General features: G+C 62.5%; 26 protein-coding genes. 14 read left to right on the top strand and 12 right to left on the bottom strand.

The window, feature by feature from the left end; genetic code table 11:
* Positions 1 to 139 precede the first annotated feature (139 nt).
* Together CQ14_RS20175 and CQ14_RS20170 are read left to right on the top strand one after the other, a co-directional pair.
* On the top strand, positions 140 to 361 hold the full coding sequence (locus CQ14_RS20175; protein WP_057840383.1) for a hypothetical protein: 222 nt from the start codon (positions 140 to 142) through the stop codon (positions 359 to 361).
* A gap of 83 nt (positions 362 to 444) precedes the next feature.
* Positions 445 to 810 (top strand): hypothetical protein, encoded by a 366-nt coding sequence (locus CQ14_RS20170; RefSeq protein ID WP_057840391.1) that lies wholly within the window; start codon positions 445 to 447, stop codon positions 808 to 810.
* A gap of 42 nt (positions 811 to 852) precedes the next feature.
* Here the strand turns inward: CQ14_RS20170 and CQ14_RS20165 are convergent, their stop codons facing one another.
* From CQ14_RS20165 to fliL, 4 genes are read right to left on the bottom strand one after another with little or no spacing between them, the layout of a single operon-like run.
* Entirely contained in the window at positions 853 to 1,635 is a 783-nt protein-coding gene (locus CQ14_RS20165) for a MotE family protein (RefSeq protein ID WP_057859594.1), read from the bottom strand.
* Entirely contained in the window at positions 1,632 to 2,072 is a 441-nt protein-coding gene (locus CQ14_RS20160; protein WP_057859593.1) for a DUF6468 domain-containing protein, read from the bottom strand. The genes CQ14_RS20165 and CQ14_RS20160 overlap by 4 nt, the downstream gene beginning before the upstream one ends.
* Positions 2,069 to 3,271, bottom strand: a complete 1,203-nt coding sequence (gene fliM, locus CQ14_RS20155; RefSeq protein WP_057849290.1) for a flagellar motor switch protein FliM — start codon at positions 3,269 to 3,271, stop codon at positions 2,069 to 2,071. Before fliM ends, CQ14_RS20160 begins: the two co-directional genes overlap by 4 nt.
* Positions 3,272 to 3,292: 21 nt before the next feature.
* A complete protein-coding gene (fliL, locus tag CQ14_RS20150) occupies positions 3,293 to 3,784 on the bottom strand; it encodes a flagellar basal body-associated protein FliL (RefSeq protein WP_057859603.1) in 492 nt (163 codons plus the stop codon).
* A 388-nt stretch (positions 3,785 to 4,172) separates the two neighbouring features.
* On the opposite strand from fliL, the gene flgF reads away from it, so the two are divergent.
* Genes flgF through flgH form a run of 4 tightly spaced genes read left to right on the top strand, consistent with a single transcriptional unit; the run spans position 4,173 to position 7,607 of the window.
* Positions 4,173 to 4,937 (top strand): flagellar basal-body rod protein FlgF, encoded by a 765-nt coding sequence (gene flgF, locus CQ14_RS20145; RefSeq protein ID WP_057859592.1) that lies wholly within the window; start codon positions 4,173 to 4,175, stop codon positions 4,935 to 4,937.
* Positions 4,938 to 4,955: 18 nt separating this feature from the next.
* Positions 4,956 to 5,744, top strand: a complete 789-nt coding sequence (gene flgG / locus CQ14_RS20140; RefSeq protein ID WP_057859591.1) for a flagellar basal-body rod protein FlgG — start codon at positions 4,956 to 4,958, stop codon at positions 5,742 to 5,744.
* 10 nt (positions 5,745 to 5,754) lie between these two features.
* On the top strand, positions 5,755 to 6,849 hold the full coding sequence (gene flgA, locus CQ14_RS20135; RefSeq protein WP_057859590.1) for a flagellar basal body P-ring formation chaperone FlgA: 1,095 nt from the start codon (positions 5,755 to 5,757) through the stop codon (positions 6,847 to 6,849).
* 5 nt (positions 6,850 to 6,854) lie between these two features.
* Complete coding sequence (flgH, locus tag CQ14_RS20130; protein WP_057859589.1) at positions 6,855 to 7,607, top strand: flagellar basal body L-ring protein FlgH; 753 nt, start codon at positions 6,855 to 6,857, stop codon at positions 7,605 to 7,607.
* A gap of 206 nt (positions 7,608 to 7,813) precedes the next feature.
* Here flgH and CQ14_RS20125 read toward each other — a convergent pair whose 3' ends face one another.
* Positions 7,814 to 8,074: a DUF3551 domain-containing protein gene (locus CQ14_RS20125; protein WP_057859588.1), complete on the bottom strand. Its 261-nt coding sequence runs from the start codon at positions 8,072 to 8,074 to the stop codon at positions 7,814 to 7,816.
* A gap of 299 nt (positions 8,075 to 8,373) precedes the next feature.
* Here CQ14_RS20125 and CQ14_RS20120 point away from each other — a divergent pair, with 299 nt between their 5' ends.
* The 3 genes from CQ14_RS20120 (at position 8,374) to CQ14_RS20110 (ending at position 9,916) form a co-directional block, all read left to right on the top strand.
* A complete protein-coding gene (locus tag CQ14_RS20120; protein WP_057859587.1) occupies positions 8,374 to 8,733 on the top strand; it encodes a PRC-barrel domain-containing protein in 360 nt (119 codons plus the stop codon).
* A 36-nt stretch (positions 8,734 to 8,769) separates the two neighbouring features.
* On the top strand, positions 8,770 to 8,961 hold the full coding sequence (locus CQ14_RS20115) for a hypothetical protein (protein WP_057859586.1): 192 nt from the start codon (positions 8,770 to 8,772) through the stop codon (positions 8,959 to 8,961).
* 550 nt (positions 8,962 to 9,511) lie between these two features.
* A complete protein-coding gene (locus CQ14_RS20110; RefSeq protein WP_057859585.1) occupies positions 9,512 to 9,916 on the top strand; it encodes a ClpXP protease specificity-enhancing factor SspB in 405 nt (134 codons plus the stop codon).
* 4 nt (positions 9,917 to 9,920) lie between these two features.
* Here CQ14_RS20110 and CQ14_RS20105 read toward each other — a convergent pair whose 3' ends face one another.
* From CQ14_RS20105 to CQ14_RS20090, 4 genes are all read right to left on the bottom strand, one after another.
* On the bottom strand, positions 9,921 to 10,733 hold the full coding sequence (locus tag CQ14_RS20105) for a hypothetical protein (protein WP_057859584.1): 813 nt from the start codon (positions 10,731 to 10,733) through the stop codon (positions 9,921 to 9,923).
* Positions 10,734 to 10,741: 8 nt separating this feature from the next.
* The gene (locus CQ14_RS20100) at positions 10,742 to 11,527 is read right to left on the bottom strand and encodes a 2-keto-4-pentenoate hydratase (protein WP_057859583.1); all 786 of its coding nucleotides are present in this window, start codon (positions 11,525 to 11,527) and stop codon (positions 10,742 to 10,744) included.
* Positions 11,528 to 11,588: 61 nt separating this feature from the next.
* A complete protein-coding gene (gene dksA, locus CQ14_RS20095; RefSeq protein ID WP_092509290.1) occupies positions 11,589 to 11,954 on the bottom strand; it encodes an RNA polymerase-binding protein DksA in 366 nt (121 codons plus the stop codon).
* Positions 11,955 to 12,156: 202 nt separating this feature from the next.
* Positions 12,157 to 12,768, bottom strand: coding sequence for an NAD(P)-dependent oxidoreductase (locus tag CQ14_RS20090; protein ID WP_057859582.1), 612 nt, complete (start codon positions 12,766 to 12,768; stop codon positions 12,157 to 12,159).
* 114 nt (positions 12,769 to 12,882) lie between these two features.
* Between CQ14_RS20090 and CQ14_RS20085 the strand changes: the two genes are divergently transcribed.
* Positions 12,883 to 13,272 carry a winged helix-turn-helix transcriptional regulator gene (locus CQ14_RS20085; RefSeq protein WP_057840365.1) on the top strand — a complete coding sequence of 130 codons (390 nt, stop codon included), beginning with the start codon at positions 12,883 to 12,885 and terminating at the stop codon, positions 13,270 to 13,272.
* A 35-nt stretch (positions 13,273 to 13,307) separates the two neighbouring features.
* Here the strand turns inward: CQ14_RS20085 and CQ14_RS20080 are convergent, their stop codons facing one another.
* Complete coding sequence (locus CQ14_RS20080) at positions 13,308 to 13,724, bottom strand: flagellar assembly protein FliX (RefSeq protein WP_057859581.1); 417 nt, start codon at positions 13,722 to 13,724, stop codon at positions 13,308 to 13,310.
* Between the two features lie 265 nt (positions 13,725 to 13,989).
* Between CQ14_RS20080 and CQ14_RS20075 the strand changes: the two genes are divergently transcribed.
* The 4 genes from CQ14_RS20075 to CQ14_RS20060 all read left to right on the top strand — a co-directional run bounded on the left by CQ14_RS20075 (position 13,990) and on the right by CQ14_RS20060 (position 16,527).
* Entirely contained in the window at positions 13,990 to 15,108 is a 1,119-nt protein-coding gene (locus tag CQ14_RS20075; RefSeq protein WP_057859580.1) for a flagellar basal body P-ring protein FlgI, read from the top strand.
* Positions 15,108 to 15,464 (top strand): flagellar assembly peptidoglycan hydrolase FlgJ, encoded by a 357-nt coding sequence (gene flgJ, locus CQ14_RS20070; RefSeq protein WP_057859579.1) that lies wholly within the window; start codon positions 15,108 to 15,110, stop codon positions 15,462 to 15,464. The genes CQ14_RS20075 and flgJ overlap by 1 nt, the downstream gene beginning before the upstream one ends.
* A 20-nt stretch (positions 15,465 to 15,484) precedes the next feature.
* Complete coding sequence (locus CQ14_RS20065) at positions 15,485 to 15,988, top strand: hypothetical protein (protein ID WP_057859578.1); 504 nt, start codon at positions 15,485 to 15,487, stop codon at positions 15,986 to 15,988.
* Positions 15,989 to 16,146: 158 nt separating this feature from the next.
* Positions 16,147 to 16,527: a hypothetical protein gene (locus CQ14_RS20060; RefSeq protein WP_057859577.1), complete on the top strand. Its 381-nt coding sequence runs from the start codon at positions 16,147 to 16,149 to the stop codon at positions 16,525 to 16,527.
* 74 nt (positions 16,528 to 16,601) lie between these two features.
* On the opposite strand, the gene CQ14_RS20055 is transcribed toward CQ14_RS20060, so the two are convergent.
* Positions 16,602 to 16,964: a hypothetical protein gene (locus CQ14_RS20055; protein WP_057859576.1), complete on the bottom strand. Its 363-nt coding sequence runs from the start codon at positions 16,962 to 16,964 to the stop codon at positions 16,602 to 16,604.
* A gap of 23 nt (positions 16,965 to 16,987) precedes the next feature.
* Complete coding sequence (gene flaF / locus CQ14_RS20050) at positions 16,988 to 17,353, bottom strand: flagellar biosynthesis regulator FlaF (protein WP_057859575.1); 366 nt, start codon at positions 17,351 to 17,353, stop codon at positions 16,988 to 16,990.
* Between the last annotated feature and the right edge of the window lie 305 nt (positions 17,354 to 17,658).

Here is a 17,658-nt window from a genome sequence, read left to right as displayed (position 1 = left end):
TAATCTCACGACGGATGGAACTAACATCAGCCATCCCGTCTTAGGGAAACAATGGACCCGGGATGCGGGGCCGGCAAAGTCAACCAACGCTTCCCGAGTCGCCAAACCTGCCTCAGGCAGTCAATTCGGAGTGCGTGAAATGGCAACCCAGATCGTAATGGATCGTACTGGCGACACCCGGCATACATTCGACATCCATGATCGCGCGGAAGTCGAAAAGGCCGAGCGGCGGTTCAGGGATTTGACCGGCGCAGGCTTTACGGCAGCAGTCCGATCGGGGCCGGGCGAGCAACGGGTGATCCGCTCCTTCGATCCGACGGCGGAGGAAACGCTGTTTTATCCGCGTCTCGTTGGCGGCTGACGGCTGTGACCCAGCAGATCGCGCTTGCGATATGCTCGTTCGTCCTCGCTTTGCTCGGCACGGCGCTGCTTTCGGCGCTTTCGCTGGTGGTGGCGCGATCCGGTTCCGGCAGCAAGACGTTCCGCTTCGAAACCGAGGCGAGAGCCCTCACGCTTCTCAAGGAGTGGCTCTCGCCGAAGCAGCGCGCCTCCTACGAGCGATTCCGATATTTCGACGTCATCGGTAGCCAAACCGGGACGCGCTATCGGATTCATCATGGCACGCAGACGAACATCGAGGAACTGAGCGAGACCGGTCACCACGTCTGCAAATGGTGCTTTGTTCCGGATGGCGATCTCGTCGCGGGCGATGTCATGCTGGCGCAGAAGATCGCCCTTGAAACCAACGAGCGTGGCGCGCTCTCGGTCGCGCACCGCTCGTTCGTCTCTTCGGGGCCGCGCAGATTCTGACCGGGTAGCGCCGATGCGCTTTGCCGGGCCGCCGGCAGCGCATCAATTGGATCGTTGCGGCAGGATCTTGCCTTCGATTTTCGGCAGCTCGGCCGTGGAGGAGGCTTTATCGGTGCCGGCGCGGCGGGCCAGTTCGACCGTCAGCCGCTCGGCCGCTTCCGGCTGCATCAAGCCCAGAATGTCCGACATCTTCCGCGGCGCGATCTGCGAAGCGATTTCGTAGAGCACCGACATCTCCAGCCGGTCGAACACCTTGGCGGCGTCCTTTGGCTTCATGCCCTCATACATGGTGATGATGCCCTTGAAGCGGGCGGCGTCCTGTTCGGACTTTTGCCCGCTCGCGGTCGAGATCCGCGCCTCGGTAGCCTTCGCCTCCTCGACGCGACCCTCGATGCGCTTCTCGGCGGATTTCAACAGGCTCTCGCGAATTTCGATTTCACGTGCGCGCTGCTCCAGTTCCTGACGCCGCGCCTGCAGCCGTTCCAGGATGGCGCGCTCCGACGCCGACACCGCTTGCGGGTTCTGATCGGGAAACACCACGACGCCGTCGTGCTTGGGTGCCTCGGTAGCCGGCGCGGCCGGCTTCGGCGCCTCTTCCTTCTTCTCTTCCTTCTTGACCGAACCGGTGATGTCGGCGGTGTCTGATCTGGAGCCGCCAGGATAGCCCAGATTGTCCTGTGCCCAGGAGCGCTTGGCAGGCTGGCTGACCTGATAATCGAACACGTATCCGCCATCGATCACGAGGCCGGCGACCTTCAGCACTGCAAGGCCGAAGATCGCGACCAGCACGACCGGAATGACACGGATATCGCGAAACGATTTCATGCAGCGAGGCCACTCGCCCTTCGGCGCTCGGAGAATGCTTCAGCAGCCGCGGCGACCGCCTTGGCGCTGGAGACCTTGGGCGGCGCTGCGGGTTCGGCCTCTTGCGAGGGCCGCGCCGCGATCGCGATCTTGGACAGCCGGCGAATGACGCCGTCGCCTTCGGCGAGCATGTTCTTCAGATGCCCTGCCATCTGCGTCGCCGCGGTGAGCTGGCTGCCGAGATTCTCGTTGACGTCGCGCACGGTGTGCTTGAGTCCGCCGATCGCCCGCTCGGCGATTTCGGTCGCGGTGATCAGTTCGGCGATCGTGGCCTTCAGCGAATGCTCGTCCGCCTTCAGCCGCTTCAGCCGCTTGTTGAGCAACATGCAGTAGGCAATCGTGAGCACCAGCAGCACCGCTACCAGACTCTCGATTACAATGCCAAGGGAATGACTCATTGTGCCTCCATCAACTTGGTTTGTTCGTCGGCCTTCTCGAACATCGCGAAGGTGGTATTGGGTTTGCGCAACTGCTTGGTGACGCGAATGGCGACGCGGTCGCCGACCCGGCCCATCCGCCCTTCGGTCAGCGTGACGTTGCCGCAGCGGACCGACACCAGCGCGTCGGGGCGCATCTCCAGCGGCAAGGTATCGCCGACTTTCAGTTTCATCAGATGCTTGAGCGGAATGTCGGCTTCATAGAGCACGGCATCGACCGATATCTCGGCCTGCGCCACCTCGGTCGCGAAATGTCCTTCCCAGATCGGGTCGCGGCCGAACTTTTCGCCCATGAACATCTGCAGCAGAACCGGGCGGATCGGCTCGATGGTCGCATAGGGCAGCAGCAGTTCGATATTGCCGCCGCGGTCTTCCATGTCGATGCGCAGCCGCACCAGGATCGCGGCATTCGCGGGCCTCGAAATCGCGGCGAAGCGCGGATTGGTTTCCAGCCGGTCGATCGAGAACGTCACCGGCGACAGCGGCCGGAACGCCTGTTCGGCATCGGCCAGCACCACCTCGACCAGCCGCTTGACCAGGTTGGTTTCGATCGTGGTGTAGGGCCGGCCCTCGATGCGCAGCGAGGTCTGGCCGCGACGACCGCCGAGCAGCACGTCGATGATCGAATAGATCAGGCTGGAATCGACCGTCGCCAGGCCGAAATTTTCCCACTCCTCGGCCTTGAACACGCTGAGCACGGCCGGCAGCGGAATTGAATTCATGTAGTCGCCGAACCGGACCGAGGTGATGCGGTCGAGCGAGACTTCGACGTTGTCGGAGGTGAAGTTGCGCAGGCTCGTGGTCATCAGCCGCACCAGGCGGTCGAACACGATTTCGAGCATCGGCAGACGCTCGTAGGACACCATCGCGGAATCGATGATGGCGCGAATGCCGGAATGATCGTCGAGATTGACGTCGCCGACAGTGAAACCGAGCAGATTGTCGATTTCCTCCTGCGACAGAACCCGCTCGCCGGAGTTCTTGTTGCCGAACTCGCGGCCGCCATCCTCGACCATGGCTGCCCATTGCAGCGCCATGCTCTCGGAGAGTTCGTTGGCGGCAGCTTCTTCGGCAGCCGCCGCGGGGTCCTCGGAATCCAGCGACGCTTCCCATTGCGCGGCAATGGCGTCCTGGTCCATCTGGTCTTGATTGCCGGCCATGATGCTAGATCCGTCCCATCATCACTGCACGACGATTTCCTTGAACAGCACGGCGCTCACCTGCTGCGGCGCCACCGCGCTGTTGACCCGCTTGGTCAGTTCTTCCTTGAGACGGAACAGCCCGGCCGAACCGTTGATGTCGGAGGGACGCAATTCGCGCAGATAGGTCTGGAACAGGTCGGTGACACGCGGCAGGTTCGGCTTGATGGCCTCGACCTCCTTGGCTTCCTTGATCTCGAGCACGACCTTGACGCGGAGATATTGCACCCGCTCGCCGGGGGCGCCGACCAGGTTGACCATCATGTCGGGCACTTCGACGAAGGACGGCGGCTTCGGCGGCGGTGCTTCGGCGTGCTTCTCCTCGCCATGGCCGCGCATCAGGAAGAACCAGCCCGCGCCGACGCCGAGGATGGCGACGAATCCGGCAACCGCAATGATCAGCTTGAGCTTGCCCTTTTTCGCCGATGCGGCTTCTGCGCCGTCTGCGCCTTCCGCCTGCTCGTTATCAGCCATTGCCCCGCCCGCTTCGATTCCGAAAACGAACGCGGTTGCCACCAGCCTGGGTAACGATGCCCCCACAACGCGAAACAAAAGCCGCCAGCGCACACGCGCTCTCTACAGGTGCAACGCTAGGGTAATAATGGTTAACGGAACCTTTCCATTCGCGCCCAAGTAGGAAAAATCTGCCGGGCAAACATGGTCAACAAGACCTTTCTGCCGCCCTCGCCGCCCCCAGAAAAAAGCCTAACCCATTAGAAAATCAGCGCTTCCGAACTTGGCACGGCTTTCGCTGAGTAGTCGGCGTGACCTGCCGGCTTGGGAGAGCCCAAAGGTTTACGACGGATCCGGACCACCGGCTTGGGAGAGCCAGTTTTCGGATCGATCAAGGGGAGAACCACCGATGGAGAATATGCTTCTCGTCGGACTATCGCGGCAGGTGACGCTGGAGCGGCAATTGGATGTCGTTGCCAACAATGTCGCCAATATCAACACGACCGGCTTCAAGGCCGACCGGTCGCTGTTCGAGGAATATCTGCGCTCGCCGGCGCATGAAGACAATTTTATGCGCGCCGACCGCCGCGTCTCCTTCGTGCAGGACCGCGCCACGTTCCACGATTTTGCCGCCGGCCCCTCCGAGCACACCAAGAACCCGCTCGACATCGCGATCGACGGCAAGGCCTTCCTGGTGGTGCAGACCGCTGCCGGCGAGCGCTACACCCGCGACGGCGGCTTGCAGATCAACAACCAGGGCCAGCTCGTGACCGCGAGCGGCGATCTGGTGCAGGGTACATCCGGCCCGATCGTGTTCCAGCCGACCGACAAGGCGATCAACATCGCTGCCGACGGCAACATCACCGTCGTCGAAGGCACCGGCCGCACCGACGCGGTCCGCGGCAAGCTCCGGCTGGTCTCCTTTGCCGATCCGCAGAAGCTCGTGAAGGAAGGCGGCAACCTCTACTCCGCGGGCCAGGGCGTCGCCGCCCAGCCCGACACCACCTCGCGGGTAAACCAGGGCTACATCGAGAAGTCGAACGTCAATTCGGTCCACGAGATGAGCCGCATGATCGAGATCACGCGCGCCTACACGCAGATCTCGGCGATGCTGCAACAGCAGCACGATTTGCACCGAACCGCAGTCGAGAAACTCGCCGACGTTCCGGCATAACGCTCAAGGAATAGATCGATGCGCGCACTCTACACAGCAGCGACCGGCATGGCGGCACAGGAACTCAACGTTCAGGTGATCTCCAACAACATCGCCAATATGCGCACCACCGGCTACAAGAAGCAGCGGGCTGCGTTTCAGGATCTGATCTACGACCATGTGCGCCGCGTCGGCGCGCAGGCCTCCGATCAGGGCACCATCCTGCCGGTCGGCGTCGATATCGGCGGCGGCGTCAAGACCGTCGGCACGCCGCGCCTGATGGGCCAGGGCACGCTGTCGCCGACCGGCAACGATCTCGACATTGCGATCCGCGGCGAAGGTTTCTTCAAGATCCAGGTGCCCGACGGCACCTATGCCTACACCCGCGACGGCTCGTTCATGATGGACGCGCAGGGCCGCGTCGTCACCGCCCAGGGCAACCCGGTGCAGCCGACGATCACGATCCCGCAGAATTCGTCGGCGATCACCATCAACGCGCAGGGTCAGGTCACCGTGATGCTGCCGGGCTCGACCACGCCGACGCTGGTCGGCCAGATCGGCCTGACGCGCTTCATCAACAAGGCCGGCCTCAACCCGATCGGCGACAATCTGTTCACGGACACCCCGGCCTCCGGCACGCCGCAGGACGGCGTCGCCAACACCGACGGCTTCGGCGACATGCAGCAGGGCAACCTCGAACAGGCCAACGTCGAGGTGGTGACTGAAATCTCCGACCTGATCGCCGCCCAGCGTGCCTATGAGATGAACGCGAAGGTCGTCAGCGCAGCCGACCAGATGCTGCAATCCACCTCCAACATGTTCCGCTAAAGGACTGGTCATGATCGCCCGCGCCCTCCTCCTGGCCACAGCGCTGATCGCCACATCGAGCGCAGCCGCGGTCGCGCAGACCCAGGACGCTCTTGCGAACCGCAACGTGATCGCCGTGCCCGTGCTGCGCGCCAACGTGCAGGTGTCGGGAGACCTCGTGCGGATCGGCGACGTCATCGACAATGCCGGCAGCGCAGGGCTGATTGCGATCTACCGCGCGCCGGACCTCGGCACCACCGGCTCGCTGCCGGTCGCGCAGGTGCTCAACACGCTGCGCGCCCATCATGTGATCGGCGTCGACACCCGGGACCTGAAGGAAATCTCGGTGACGCGGCTGGCCCGCACGCTCGAAGGCAAGGACATCGAGCTGCAGGTCGCGCGCGCGCTGGAGCGCCGCAACGGTCTCGGCGACGCCGCCAACCTGGCGCTGACCTTCGACCGCGATCCCGGCGACGTCAGGCTGGATTCCGGCTTCAGCGGCAGCCCGCAGGCGACGGTCGTGCGTTACGACCACCGCAACGGCCGCTTCGACGTCACGTTTGAAATCGCCAATGATAACGGCGCAGCGCCGGTCAAGCTGCGTTTCACCGGCACGGCGATCGAGACGGTCGAAGCCGCGGTGCTGACGCGCAATGTCGAGCGCAATGAAATCCTGAAATCATCCGACGTGGTGGTCGAGCGCCGCCCGAAGGCGGAAGTCGGCACCGATGCCGCCATACGTGATCGCTCGGTGGGAATGCAGGCTCGCCGCCAGCTCCGCGCCGGCCAGCCAATCAAGACCGCCGATCTCGCCAAGCCCGATCTGGTGCAGCGCGACCAGAACGTCACGCTGATCTACGAGACGACCGGAATCTATCTCACCATGCGCGGCAAGGCGCTGGACAACGGCACCGAGGGCGACGTCGTCAGCGTCATGAACCTGCAGTCGAAGCGCACGGTGTCCGGCACCGTGATCGGCCGCGGCCAAGTCTCCATTACCCCCGTTTCGACTACGCCGGTGGCGTCGCGCCCGGCGCAAACCAGCGACGTCACCTCCTCGCTCAGCCCTGCCGCTCCCGTCGCCGTCGCCACCGTCAATTCGTCAGTCGCTTCAAAAGCCGAGTAATGTAAATGTCAGTCCCCCGCCTCAACCGCATCATCCTTACCGGCGCCATGCTGTCGCTGGCCGCCGCCGCGAGCGGTTGTTCCTCAATCGACCGTCTCTCCCAGATCGGCGAGAAGCCGAGACTGACGGAGATCGAAAACCCGACCACGCAGCCCGGCTACAAGCCGGTGCAGATGCCAATGCCGAAGCCCGAGCAGGCTTCCTACAATGCCAACTCGCTGTGGCGGAACGGCAGCCGCGCGTTCTTCAAGGATCAGCGCGCCGCCCGCATCGGCGATCTGCTGACGGTGACCGTCAACATCACCGACAAGGCCAACCTGTCCAACGAGACCCAGCGCAGCCGCACCGCCAAGGAAGACTCCGGGATCACCGATTTCATCGGCTCCCAGACGATCACGCAGGCAAACAAGATCCTGCCCGGCAAGATCCTGACCACGGACTCGACGTCATCGAGCGACGGCAAGGGATCGGTCAATCGCCAGGAGTCGCTGACCACCAACGTCGCCGCCGTGGTCACGCAGGTGCTGCCGAACGGCAATCTCGTGGTCGAAGGCAAGCAGGAAATCCGCGTCAACTTCGAAATTCGCGAACTGATCGTCGCCGGCATCGTCCGCCCCGAAGACATCCAGAGCGACAACACCATCGATTCCACCAAGATCGCGCAGGCCCGCATCGCCTATGGCGGCCGCGGCCAGATCACCGACGTACAACAACCCCGCTACGGCCAGCAGGTGATGGACGTGCTGCTGCCGTTCTAACGGGCATGATCCCAAAAAGTGGACACCGGCTTTTGGAAAGATCATGCCCGAATAGAAGAATAATTCCGAGCTCCCACATCTCGCTGCGAACCTAGGCGCGGCGGAGATGTTCAACGCGGCCCTCGCTAGCTCCCCTGGCGAGGGCCGCGGTCGTTTTTGACCGATGCATCGCGAAATGCAACGAGTGCCTGTCGCGCCGCCCGACTTCAGTGGTGCGGACGACGCCGCGAGCGGCTCTTGTCGATGAACTCGGCGTTGGTGCCGAAACTGCGGTTTTCTGTACACGAAGCCGTCCTGCCCGAAGCCGCGGCCTGGCACTGCGCCATGGTCCAGTAGCTGCACTCGCCCGCCCCGCCGGCGAATTCGTCACCTTGAATGCAATAAGGATAGTCCTTGGCCGAAGCCGCGCTTATGCCGGCCAGGCAGACAACTGCCGATGTCACGAAGGCAACAAATACGATACGCATGTTTCCCTCCTACGCTAACGCGGCATTCGTTGCGCCGATCTCGGAAACGCCGCGTGAGCTATTTCACACTGCGCGTGTCACTGTTAGGTGATGGCGCGATGTGGCTGCGCCCAGATCGCGTCGCTCCGCTAGCAATTGCCGGGATTACTCGGCTGGCAGATGCGACTGTTCAAAACGTAACGCAGGAACTCCGCGGCTCGCGAGGCTCGCATCGCTCGTGCGACGATGCGTAGCCTTCCGGTCAGGAACGTTTGCTCACGCCCTTCGTTTGCCGTCCATCAATCACGGGAGAAAAATTCATGGCTTTGGAAGCAAACGAAACCGGCAACCTGATCGGCAGCGACAAGGTCGAGGGAACTGCGGTCTATGGCGCCGATCGCAACAAGATCGGCTCGATCGAGCGCGTCATGATCGACAAGAAGAGCGGCAGGGTGTCCTACGCCGTGCTCTCCTTCGGCGGCTTTCTCGGCATTGGCGATGACCACTATCCGTTGCCCTGGCAGTCGCTGAAATACGATACCTCGCTCGGCGGCTACGTCACCGGCGTGACGGAAGCGCAACTCAAGGGCGCGCCGCACTACGGCAACGACAACGCGTGGAACTGGAGCGATCCGGTCAGAACACGTGCCGTCAACGACTATTACGGTGTCGCGATCTGATCGCGATCACGCTTGCTGCATACAAGGCCCGCCTCGATGGCGGGCCTTTTTGCTGGCAGGCGTGAAACGAACGCCGGCTCGCATCTGTCTGTGGGCAGAGAACTATTCCTGCTGCTTCGCGTTGGGGTCTTTCGAAAGGGCAGAATGATGGGAAAATTCTTCTTGATCATTATCGCAGTAAGCGTCGCTATTTTGCTGGCAATGAGCGCCTATGTCATCAGCCTGTAGCGGCGATCCCGTCTGCCGGCAGTCGATCGGAAAGCGACGACGCGTTTTTCCCACCATCGCTCGCGCGCCTCGAAGTGGCTTCACCGCCTCGTGGCTGGAGATGGCGCTTTCGCGCCTCCTGACCATGGGAGTTGAGGTCGCCAAAAAAAGCAGGCGCCGGCGCCTCTCGGGAGAAAGATTTCGCCGGGCCTGACGATTGGTTAACGACGCTGCCGGCGGCGAGACCGCGTGGTCTGCTGCATGCCACGGCATCAAGCCCGATCAGGTTTTCGATTAACCATTAGTTCGCCTTGGCGCGCCACGCGAAGCACGACATGAACGCAGATCATTGCGTGGAAAGCACCGACAGATCCCGGCCGCGCCCATCATGATTAACCGTGTGCTTGCCGCCGTTACACACGGGCTGCGGGTGCTCGGGCGCCGTGCGCTCCTGTGCCCTCTTTCTTTTTTGAGGGAACCAGTTAGCATGCCCCTCGGGAAAAGTGAGCGAACACACACCCAAGTTGTTATTCGCTCGCGAAGGCAGGGCGCTATTCCAGTGACAGCAGTGATGGAAACGACAGGTCGCGGCGTGCTGGACGCACCGCAGGCGGCGATACTGCTTCTCCTCCTGGCGATCCATATTTGCGCCTCGCCTGCGTTCGCCGAGCCGTGCAGCAGGCCGACAGCGCGCTCCAGGATCGCCGAGACGCTCAAGCTCGCCTCGGACAAGCGGCCGGTCAATCTCACGTTCCGCACCCATGCCGATGGTGTGAGACTGTCGCCCAGCCTCAAGTCGAAATATCCCGACGACATGACCATCATCCTGCAGAATGAATTCGACCAGTTGAGCGTCAAGGACGACCGCTTCGAAGTCTTGATGCGGTTCAGCGGAAATCCGGAACGGCTCACGGTCCCCTTCAGCGCGATCAAGGCGTTCTGGGACAAGTCCGAGCTGAAGTGTTCCGACGGCTGACGCCTCACTTCGGTGTCGCGCGCCGAATCAGGGCACAAAGCCCGGTCATCCGCGCGATCGGATGCTCAACAAACAGGCGGCAGGATGCGAGCGCGCCCCTCAGCGTAGCAGGCGGCGCGGCAGGTTTCAGTTGCGACGCGAGCGCAGTACCATGCGCATGCCCAAGCGCGCGAGTCGAAAGCGTCAGCGCGTTCAGCCGCCCATCCTGCTGCAGCGGCGCCAGCATGGTTCGCACCAGCGCCAGATACGCCGGCCAGTAAGCGAGATGCCGGTACATGCTCGCAATCAATTGCGGCTTGGTGTCTTCGCCGAATGCATTTAGCTCCTCGACCAGCGCCGCCACTTCCGGATCGAGCGCATCCATCGGCGGCAGTTCCGGGATCTTGGTGCCGGATGGTTTTGGCGCGGTTTCAGCGGCCCTCGCCGTATCGGCCGGGCGCGGCTCGTAATGCGCCAGCAGCGCCGAGAGCACGACGAGCGCGAGCGCGTTGGTATGTTGATAGCTATCGAGCACATCACGAATCAACGCGCGTTCGGTCTCGTCGACGCCGGCGGCGAGCAAGGTGTCGGTGGAAAAGCCGGGCCAATCCGGCAGCGCGATTGTTCGCCTGACGGCTTCGGCATGTAACGGCGCATCGCCGAGATAGAGCGGCCGCACCGTAGACCACGTCCATTCCAGCGCGCCCGGCATGGTCGCGAGGTTGCGCCAGATCAGATTGACCACGCTGGTGCCGAGCACTTTTCGGATGTCGGCATAGATTTCGGTGATCTCGCCTCTGGCATCTGATTCGAGAACCGACGGAACGCTTTCAGCCATTACGGAATCTACTTGAACGACGCTTCCACCGTGCCCAACCCGTCGAGCTCCATCTTCACGGCATCACCCGCATCGAGCCACACGGTTTTCAACAGGCTCCCGGTCAGCACGATCTGCCCGGCGTGCAATCCCTTGCCCCCCTCGGCGAGATGATTGGCGAGCCATGCCAGCGCATTGTGGGGATGGCCGAGTACGTCGGCGCCGGTCCCGTGGCCGGCTTCCTTGCCGTTGACGATGGCGCGGCCTTTGACCTTGAGCAGGTCGGGCGCCTTGATACGCGCCACCGCCTTGCCAAGCACGCAGCCGGCGGCGAAGAAATCATCGGCAACAAGCGTCGGCGCGCCCATCGTCTCCCATTTGACGTAGCGGTCGTCGACGATCTCGATCGCGGGAAAATAGGCCTCGATCGCCTCCATCACCCACTCCGCGGTGAACGGGGCTTCAGATGGCGCAAGATTGCGCGCGAGCCGCACCGCGATCTCGCATTCGACACCGACACGGACGTAGTCGCCGTAGCGCAGCTTGGCGCCGCTGTCGTGGACGCCCTTGGCAAACACGCCACCGGCGCAGGGATGAGGGATATCGAGATATTGCTGCATCACCGCGCTGGTGCAGCCGATCTTGTAACCGACCAGGTCGCCTGTCTTCGCCAGCAGCAGGTCGTGGACCGCGCGCTGGATGAGATAGCCTTCCGCCTCATCGGCCGGCGCGAGCTCAGCGGAAAGCGTGGCCAGCGGCGCGCGGTTGCGGCGGGCAGTAGCGATGGTCTGTGCGGCCGCAAGAATGTTGTCCATCAGCGGCGGCTTTCTCTTTTGCAACCTGCAGCGCCGACCGCACGGTCAGACGCCAGGTTCCCTACTCGTCGCGATAAACCTTCTCGCGCTTCTCGTGACGTTCCTGCGCTTCCACCGACAGCGTTGCAATGGGGCGAGCCTCCAGCCGCTTGAGCGAGATCGGCTCGCCGGTCTCCTCGCAATAGCCGTAGGTGTTGTCCTCGATGCGTTGCAGCGCGGCGTCGATCTTGGAGATCAATTTGCGCTGGCGGTCGCGGGCGCGCAGTTCGATGGCGCGATCGGTTTCGGAAGAGGCGCGATCAGCGAGATCGGGATGATTGACGTTCTCTTCCTGAAGGGTCTGCAGGGTGATTTTCGATTCCCTCAGGATCTCATCCTTCCACGCCAGCAGCTTCGCGCGAAAATAATCGCGCTGGCGGTCGTTCATGAAAGGCTCTTTTTCGGAGGGTCGATAATTCTTCAACTTTTCCAAGGCCAGCCCATCTTCACGTGCAAGGCGGGGCGGAAAATTGTCCGTCCGCGCGGGCCTTATATAGCGGCGGGTTGTGACAGACAATATCGTACGTCCCCGTGGGAGTACCGCCCCCAAGGCCTTGCACAGGCAAAGCTATCGGGGGCGGCCTACCCCTTTAGTAGCCGACCGTGAAACGCTGGCGGATATGGGCCGGGCGCTCGATTTCGTCGGCGAGTGCAACTGCGAAGTCCTCAAAGGAAATCGAGCTTTTGCCGTCGGCGGCGGTCAAAAGCTGGTCGGTCCCGAGGCGGAACTTGCCGGTTCGCTCGCCGGCCACAAACAGGGCCGACGGTGACAGGAAGGTCCAGTTGAGTTCCCTCTCGGCCCGGAGCAGGTCGAGGAAGGCGGCCCCCTTCTCGGCTTCCGCCTTGTATGCCACGGGGAACCCGGGGGTGGTGACCAGCCGGACGCCCGGGGCCACCTCGAGGCTGCCGGCGCCGCCCACGACGAGGTAGCGACCGACCTTCGATTCCTTGGCGGCGGCGATCAGCTTGGCCGGGTCGCTGGCCAGAAAGTGGACCGAGCTGATAGCCGCGTCGTGGCCGGTGACCAGCCGGGCAAGGCCGGCCTGATCCATCACGTCGCCCTTGACCGGGGTGACGCCCGCCTGGGCGGCGATCTTTTCGGGATTGCGAGCGATGGCGGTCACGCTGTGGCCGCGGCGGGCGAGTTCGGCGGTGATGCGCGAACCGGCGTTGCCGGACGCGCCGATGACGGCGATTTTCATGGAGGTCTCCCTTGCGATACGCGAATGTGGTATCCAATGGTGACTAGATAGCGAAAAGGATGTAGGTGTTAAGAGAGCACTTTTGGGTCACCTGATTACGCCGGAGTAACCGCCGTGAAAGCCGCCAATTCGAAAATCCCGAACGCCTATTCGGCCGAATGCCCGACGCGCCAGATCCTCGATCGAGTCGGCGACAAATGGGCGGTGCTAATCCTGCTTCTCGTCCGCGACGAGCCGATGCGTTTCAATGCGTTACGCCGTGCCATTGAAGGCATCTCGCAGAAGATGCTGAGCCAGGTTCTCAAATCGCTTGAACGCGACGGATTGATGAGACGCCGCGCGATCGCAACCGTGCCGGTGACGGTCGAATACTCGATCACGCCGCTCGGGGCGACGCTGGCCGACGCGGTCGATCCACTGCGCGAATGGGCGGAGAACAATCTGAAGGAGGTATTGAACGCGCAGCGCCGCTACGACGCGGCGCGCAAGGATATCGCGGCGTAAATCACACCGCGCCTCATCGGACGACATCCACCGGACTAAAACCGTTGTCCGGCTTTCGCCAGTTCGACTTCGACGCGAAGCTCGATCTCGGAGAGCACGGCATCGAGGCCGGGATCGCCGGAGGAAGATTTCAGATTGGCCGCGGCATCGCGCAGCCGGTTCACCGTGGAAGCGTCGAGGTTGCCGGAGAGCAATCCGAGCTTGAGTTCGTCGAGCACGTCGAGCGCGCCCCTGCCCCGCGCCACCGAACGCTTGCGGCGCTCGGTCGGATCTTCGACGCCCTGCAGCGCGAGCAGCGCATCGATGTTGCCGGCGGCCTTGGGCGCTGCGGCCGAGCGCGGCTCTTCGGGCGTAGCCGGCGTTTCCGGCAGCGAGAAGCCGGTCGAACTGGTTCGCCGCGTGTGGCTCGCGGGCGATCCAAGCGTGGTGCCGTTCGGTCCGTAGATGCGCATCGTGGTGATCTCGTCGTGAGAGTCGACGAACCTTCGCCTCCCTATGGTTAACGACGCGTAAACGGCTCGGCAAAATCTGCCGACGGGCGGCAGTTTCGCCCATCGTGGTGAAGCCGCCGTGGCCTCGCGCCTCAGCAAACATTCAGCGATATCAATGCATTGCTTCGAAAACGCGACATGGCACGGCGCTCGCATAGTTAATGGCGGACCGCCGTCATGGGAGTGGCGCCTGCGGTCCGGTGGAAGTTCTCGAGGGGAGCACAGGATGCCCGGCATCCGTTCGGCAAGACTGATTTGGGTGGTTTGCGCCGCGCTGCTGGCGCTGGCGCCCTCGTCCGCGGGCGCGACGTCGCGGATCAAGGACCTCGCCAATATCGAAGGCGTGCGGCAGAACCAGTTGATCGGCTACGGCCTCGTCGTCGGCCTCAACGGCACCGGCGACACGCTGAACAACATTCCCTTCACCAAGCAGTCGCTGCAGGCGATGCTGGAGCGCATGGGCGTCAACATCCGCGGCGCCACCATCCGCACCGGCAACGTCGCCGCCGTCATGGTCACCGGCAATTTGCCGGCCTTCGGCACCCAGGGCACGCGGATGGACGTCACGGTATCCGCGCTCGGCGACGCCAAGAACCTGCAGGGCGGCACCCTGCTCGTCACCCCCCTGCTCGGCGCCGACGGCAACGTCTATGCGGTCGCCCAGGGCTCGCTGGCGATCTCCGGCTTCCAGGCCGAGGGCGAAGCCGCCAAGATCGTCCGCGGCGTTCCGACGGTGGGCCGCATCGCCAACGGCGCCATCATCGAGCGCGAGATCGAATTCGCGCTCAACCGCCTGCCCAATGTCCGGCTGGCGCTGCGCAACGCCGACTTCACCACCGCCAAGCGCATCGCAGCGGCGGTCAACGACTTCCTCGGCGTCAAGACGGCCGAGCCGATCGACCCCTCCACCGTGCAGCTCGCGATCCCCGCCGAATTCAAGGGCAACGTCGTCGCCTTCCTGACCGAGATCGAGCAATTGCAGGTCGATCCTGACCTCGCCGCCAAGATCGTCATCGACGAGCGCTCCGGCATCATCGTGATGGGCCGCGATGTTCGCGTCGCGACCGTAGCGGTGGCGCAAGGCAATCTCACCGTAACGATCACCGAAAGCCCGCAGGTCAGCCAGCCCAATCCGCTGTCGCGCGGCCGGACCGTGGTGACGCCGCGCACCGGCGTCAGCGTCAGCGAAGACGGCAAGAAGTTCGCCGTCGTCAAGGACGGCGTCTCGCTGCAGCAGCTCGTCGACGGCCTCAACGGGCTTGGCATCGGCCCGCGCGACCTGATCGGCATCTTGCAGGCGATCAAGGCTGCCGGCGCGATCCAGGCCGACATCGAGGTAATGTGATGGACGCGAGCCTTATCAATGGCATCGGCGCATATTCGAAGAAAAAGACTTCGCTCATCAACGGCCGCAACGACCCGCAGCTCGCCGACGCACTCAAGAAGATTTCGCCCGAAGCGCAGAAAAAGACGCGCGCCAAGGCCGAAGAGTTCGAGTCGATGTTCCTCAACTCGATGTTCTCCCAGATGACCACCGGCGTCAAAGGCGAAGGGCCGTTCGGCGACACGCCCGGCACCGGCGTCTGGCGCTCGATGCTGACGGACGAATACTCGAAGTCCTTCGCCAAGTCCGGCGGCATCGGCATTTCCAACGACGTCTTCCGCACCTTGATCCTGCAGCAAGCCAATCGCGCCGGCTGATCCAAAGGGAAAACTCGACAATGAACCAGCGTCCTCAGGCCAGGCCCGCACAGGCACCAGCACCAGCACCAGCAAGATCGATCTCGACACCGGCCGAGGCGCGCAAGCTCGCGGAAGAACTGATGGAGGTGATGAGCGCATTGCTCGGCATCATCGAGCGTGAAACCGAACTGGTTCGCGCCGGCAACGTGCGCGAGGCGATGCGGCTGGAAGAGCAGAAGGGCGAGCTGTCGCGCCGCTACATGGTCGCGGTCGAAAATCTGAAGAACGCTCAAAAATATCTGGCGCAGGTGTCGCCGGAATTGCTGACCACCCTGCGCCGCCATCACGACACTTTCCGCGCAATGCTGCAGATCAATCTCACCGTGCTTGCGACCGCGCACGCGGTGTCCGAGGGTATCGTGCGCGGCGTCAACACCGAGATCCAGCGCAAGAACATTCCGAGCACCTATACGGCTTCGGGACAACGCGCAGCTCCAGGCCCGCGCAACATCACCCCGCTCTCGGTCAGTCGTTCGCTGTAAGAGAATCGCGTTTTCGGTTCTCTACAATTTTCATTAAATTTGCGCAGCCGCGTCAGAGCGGGATTCAGCGTGTTCCCTAACGCCGTGTTGAGGGGTACCCAGCTATATTGCAACCGATGAGGGGTTGGATTTGACTCGCAGCAAGCCCGGAGGCTGCCATGAGTACAGATTTCAACATCAAACCGGTGGGGGCACCGGTTTCCGCGCCGATCGTTCAGCACGTGAGCGAGGCGGCACAACATGCGGTCGCGACCGAATTGCCGGCGAGCCAGAGCGTCTCGGCAGTCGATTCAAGCGCGCGCGCGAGCACCGATTCCGCCGCGGTCCGCATTTCCATTTCGAATCCCGCGGTATCGAACCAGGTCGTGATCGACCGCGATGCACGCGCCGTCGTCTATCAGGTCGTCGACGTCAAGACGAGCCAGGTCGTGAAGCAGTTTCCCGAGGAAGCCGTGCTGCGCCGCCGCGCCTATTTCCACACCCTCGACCTGACCAAGGACGCGCCGCAGCGCCTTCGCGCGACCGACCGCAAGGCTTGATTAGCTTCGGCTCCGATTTGGCATGAGAACCGGCATATGCAGTCGGTGATCGCTGGCTTTGCTGCGCCGGCGGCTTATGAACGCTTCGCGTAGGCCTGATCGAGATAAGTCTGTCCGCTGGCGGCATCAGTTACGACGTTCTTGATTAGCGCCGTATTGTTGGCCGTGAGCGTGAACTTGGCGTCGCCGATCCGAAACGCATTGTCCTTGATCAGCACTTCCTGGAATTTGTTGGTGCTGCCGCTCTGGTACTGCACCTTGGCGCGGAATCCCGTGACATTCGAGACCGTGATCTTGAACGTCTTCTGGTCGGGATATTTTCCGGTCCAGCTGCCTTCATAGAGATCGGGATCGACCGCCACGTACGGAGTCTTGGACGGGACGGCCAATCCCACCGTCTTGTAGTTGGCTGAGATGATGTTCCAGAGGTCAGCCATCGCGGCACGCTCGCTCTAACCGATCAGCCGCGCCCAGAAAGGCCGGCAGCGATATTGCAATTGATGTCGATCAGTGACTTCAGCTTGGCCGGATCCGGGTTCATTTGCATGTCGATTGTCTGCTTCATCACGAAGACGCCGATGTTCGCAATGTTCTGTCGTACTTCGATCGGCTGAGGATTCTCGCTTGCCTCGGCAGCGCTCATGAAGATCGACCAGAGCCGACGGTTGAAGAGCAACGCGTTATGCATGGCCGAGTCGGGACCGTTCCAGTTGGACTGGACTTCCTGAAGCTGCCGTGCGGCCTTCAGCAGTGCCTGCGCTTCGATCTCACGGGGGGACGTCGTCGTTTGCGATGTACGCGCGTAGGCATGGGCTGCATTAGACATTCACGAACCTCGATGGGAGCGGTTTGCAGAACCGCGGGGACTTCGAAAAAACTGCCCAACTTTCATACAGGTAGTGCCTTTAAATATGGTTAGCAGGCGTTACCGATTGTGTCGTTTAGCCGGCAAAATCCACATTTTCGTCAGCATGCCGGCCATCAGGTTCTGATGGAATTAAGATCGAAGCCCAAATTCTCCGCTTCGTTGTTTTTCTTTACGCCGACGTTTTTTCGTTCGCGAGTCCCGAAGAAGCCCTCGCTCGAAAAGAAAACGGCGGGGTTTCCCCCGCCGCCTTGATCGTTGACGTT

The sequence above is a fragment of the Bradyrhizobium lablabi genome (assembly GCF_001440475.1).
Taxonomy (GTDB): domain Bacteria; phylum Pseudomonadota; class Alphaproteobacteria; order Rhizobiales; family Xanthobacteraceae; genus Bradyrhizobium; species Bradyrhizobium lablabi.
The sequence above is the reverse complement of the archived record's forward strand: the minus strand, read 5'-3'. Positions and strand labels throughout refer to the sequence as shown.

Bases quoted from the DNA above. Each gene is read 5' to 3' on its own strand.
- CQ14_RS20175 (WP_057840383.1), top strand. From the start codon at position 140: ATGGCAACCCAGATCGTAATGGATCGTACTGGCGACACCCGGCATACA.
- CQ14_RS20165 (WP_057859594.1), bottom strand. From the start codon at position 1,635: ATGAAATCGTTTCGCGATATCCGTGTCATTCCGGTCGTGCTGGTCGCG.
- CQ14_RS20160 (WP_057859593.1), bottom strand. From the start codon at position 2,072: ATGAGTCATTCCCTTGGCATTGTAATCGAGAGTCTGGTAGCGGTGCTG.
- fliM (WP_057849290.1), bottom strand. From the start codon at position 3,271: ATGGCCGGCAATCAAGACCAGATGGACCAGGACGCCATTGCCGCGCAA.
- fliL (WP_057859603.1), bottom strand. From the start codon at position 3,784: ATGGCTGATAACGAGCAGGCGGAAGGCGCAGACGGCGCAGAAGCCGCA.
- flgF (WP_057859592.1), top strand. From the start codon at position 4,173: ATGGAGAATATGCTTCTCGTCGGACTATCGCGGCAGGTGACGCTGGAG.
- flgG (WP_057859591.1), top strand. From the start codon at position 4,956: ATGCGCGCACTCTACACAGCAGCGACCGGCATGGCGGCACAGGAACTC.
- flgA (WP_057859590.1), top strand. From the start codon at position 5,755: ATGATCGCCCGCGCCCTCCTCCTGGCCACAGCGCTGATCGCCACATCG.
- flgH (WP_057859589.1), top strand. From the start codon at position 6,855: ATGTCAGTCCCCCGCCTCAACCGCATCATCCTTACCGGCGCCATGCTG.
- CQ14_RS20125 (WP_057859588.1), bottom strand. From the start codon at position 8,074: ATGCGTATCGTATTTGTTGCCTTCGTGACATCGGCAGTTGTCTGCCTG.
- CQ14_RS20120 (WP_057859587.1), top strand. From the start codon at position 8,374: ATGGCTTTGGAAGCAAACGAAACCGGCAACCTGATCGGCAGCGACAAG.
- CQ14_RS20115 (WP_057859586.1), top strand. From the start codon at position 8,770: ATGGCGGGCCTTTTTGCTGGCAGGCGTGAAACGAACGCCGGCTCGCAT.
- CQ14_RS20110 (WP_057859585.1), top strand. From the start codon at position 9,512: ATGGAAACGACAGGTCGCGGCGTGCTGGACGCACCGCAGGCGGCGATA.
- CQ14_RS20105 (WP_057859584.1), bottom strand. From the start codon at position 10,733: ATGGCTGAAAGCGTTCCGTCGGTTCTCGAATCAGATGCCAGAGGCGAG.
- CQ14_RS20100 (WP_057859583.1), bottom strand. From the start codon at position 11,527: ATGGACAACATTCTTGCGGCCGCACAGACCATCGCTACTGCCCGCCGC.
- dksA (WP_092509290.1), bottom strand. From the start codon at position 11,954: ATGAACGACCGCCAGCGCGATTATTTTCGCGCGAAGCTGCTGGCGTGG.
- CQ14_RS20090 (WP_057859582.1), bottom strand. From the start codon at position 12,768: ATGAAAATCGCCGTCATCGGCGCGTCCGGCAACGCCGGTTCGCGCATC.
- CQ14_RS20080 (WP_057859581.1), bottom strand. From the start codon at position 13,724: ATGCGCATCTACGGACCGAACGGCACCACGCTTGGATCGCCCGCGAGC.
- CQ14_RS20075 (WP_057859580.1), top strand. From the start codon at position 13,990: ATGCCCGGCATCCGTTCGGCAAGACTGATTTGGGTGGTTTGCGCCGCG.
- flgJ (WP_057859579.1), top strand. From the start codon at position 15,108: ATGGACGCGAGCCTTATCAATGGCATCGGCGCATATTCGAAGAAAAAG.
- CQ14_RS20065 (WP_057859578.1), top strand. From the start codon at position 15,485: ATGAACCAGCGTCCTCAGGCCAGGCCCGCACAGGCACCAGCACCAGCA.
- CQ14_RS20060 (WP_057859577.1), top strand. From the start codon at position 16,147: ATGAGTACAGATTTCAACATCAAACCGGTGGGGGCACCGGTTTCCGCG.
- CQ14_RS20055 (WP_057859576.1), bottom strand. From the start codon at position 16,964: ATGGCTGACCTCTGGAACATCATCTCAGCCAACTACAAGACGGTGGGA.
- flaF (WP_057859575.1), bottom strand. From the start codon at position 17,353: ATGTCTAATGCAGCCCATGCCTACGCGCGTACATCGCAAACGACGACG.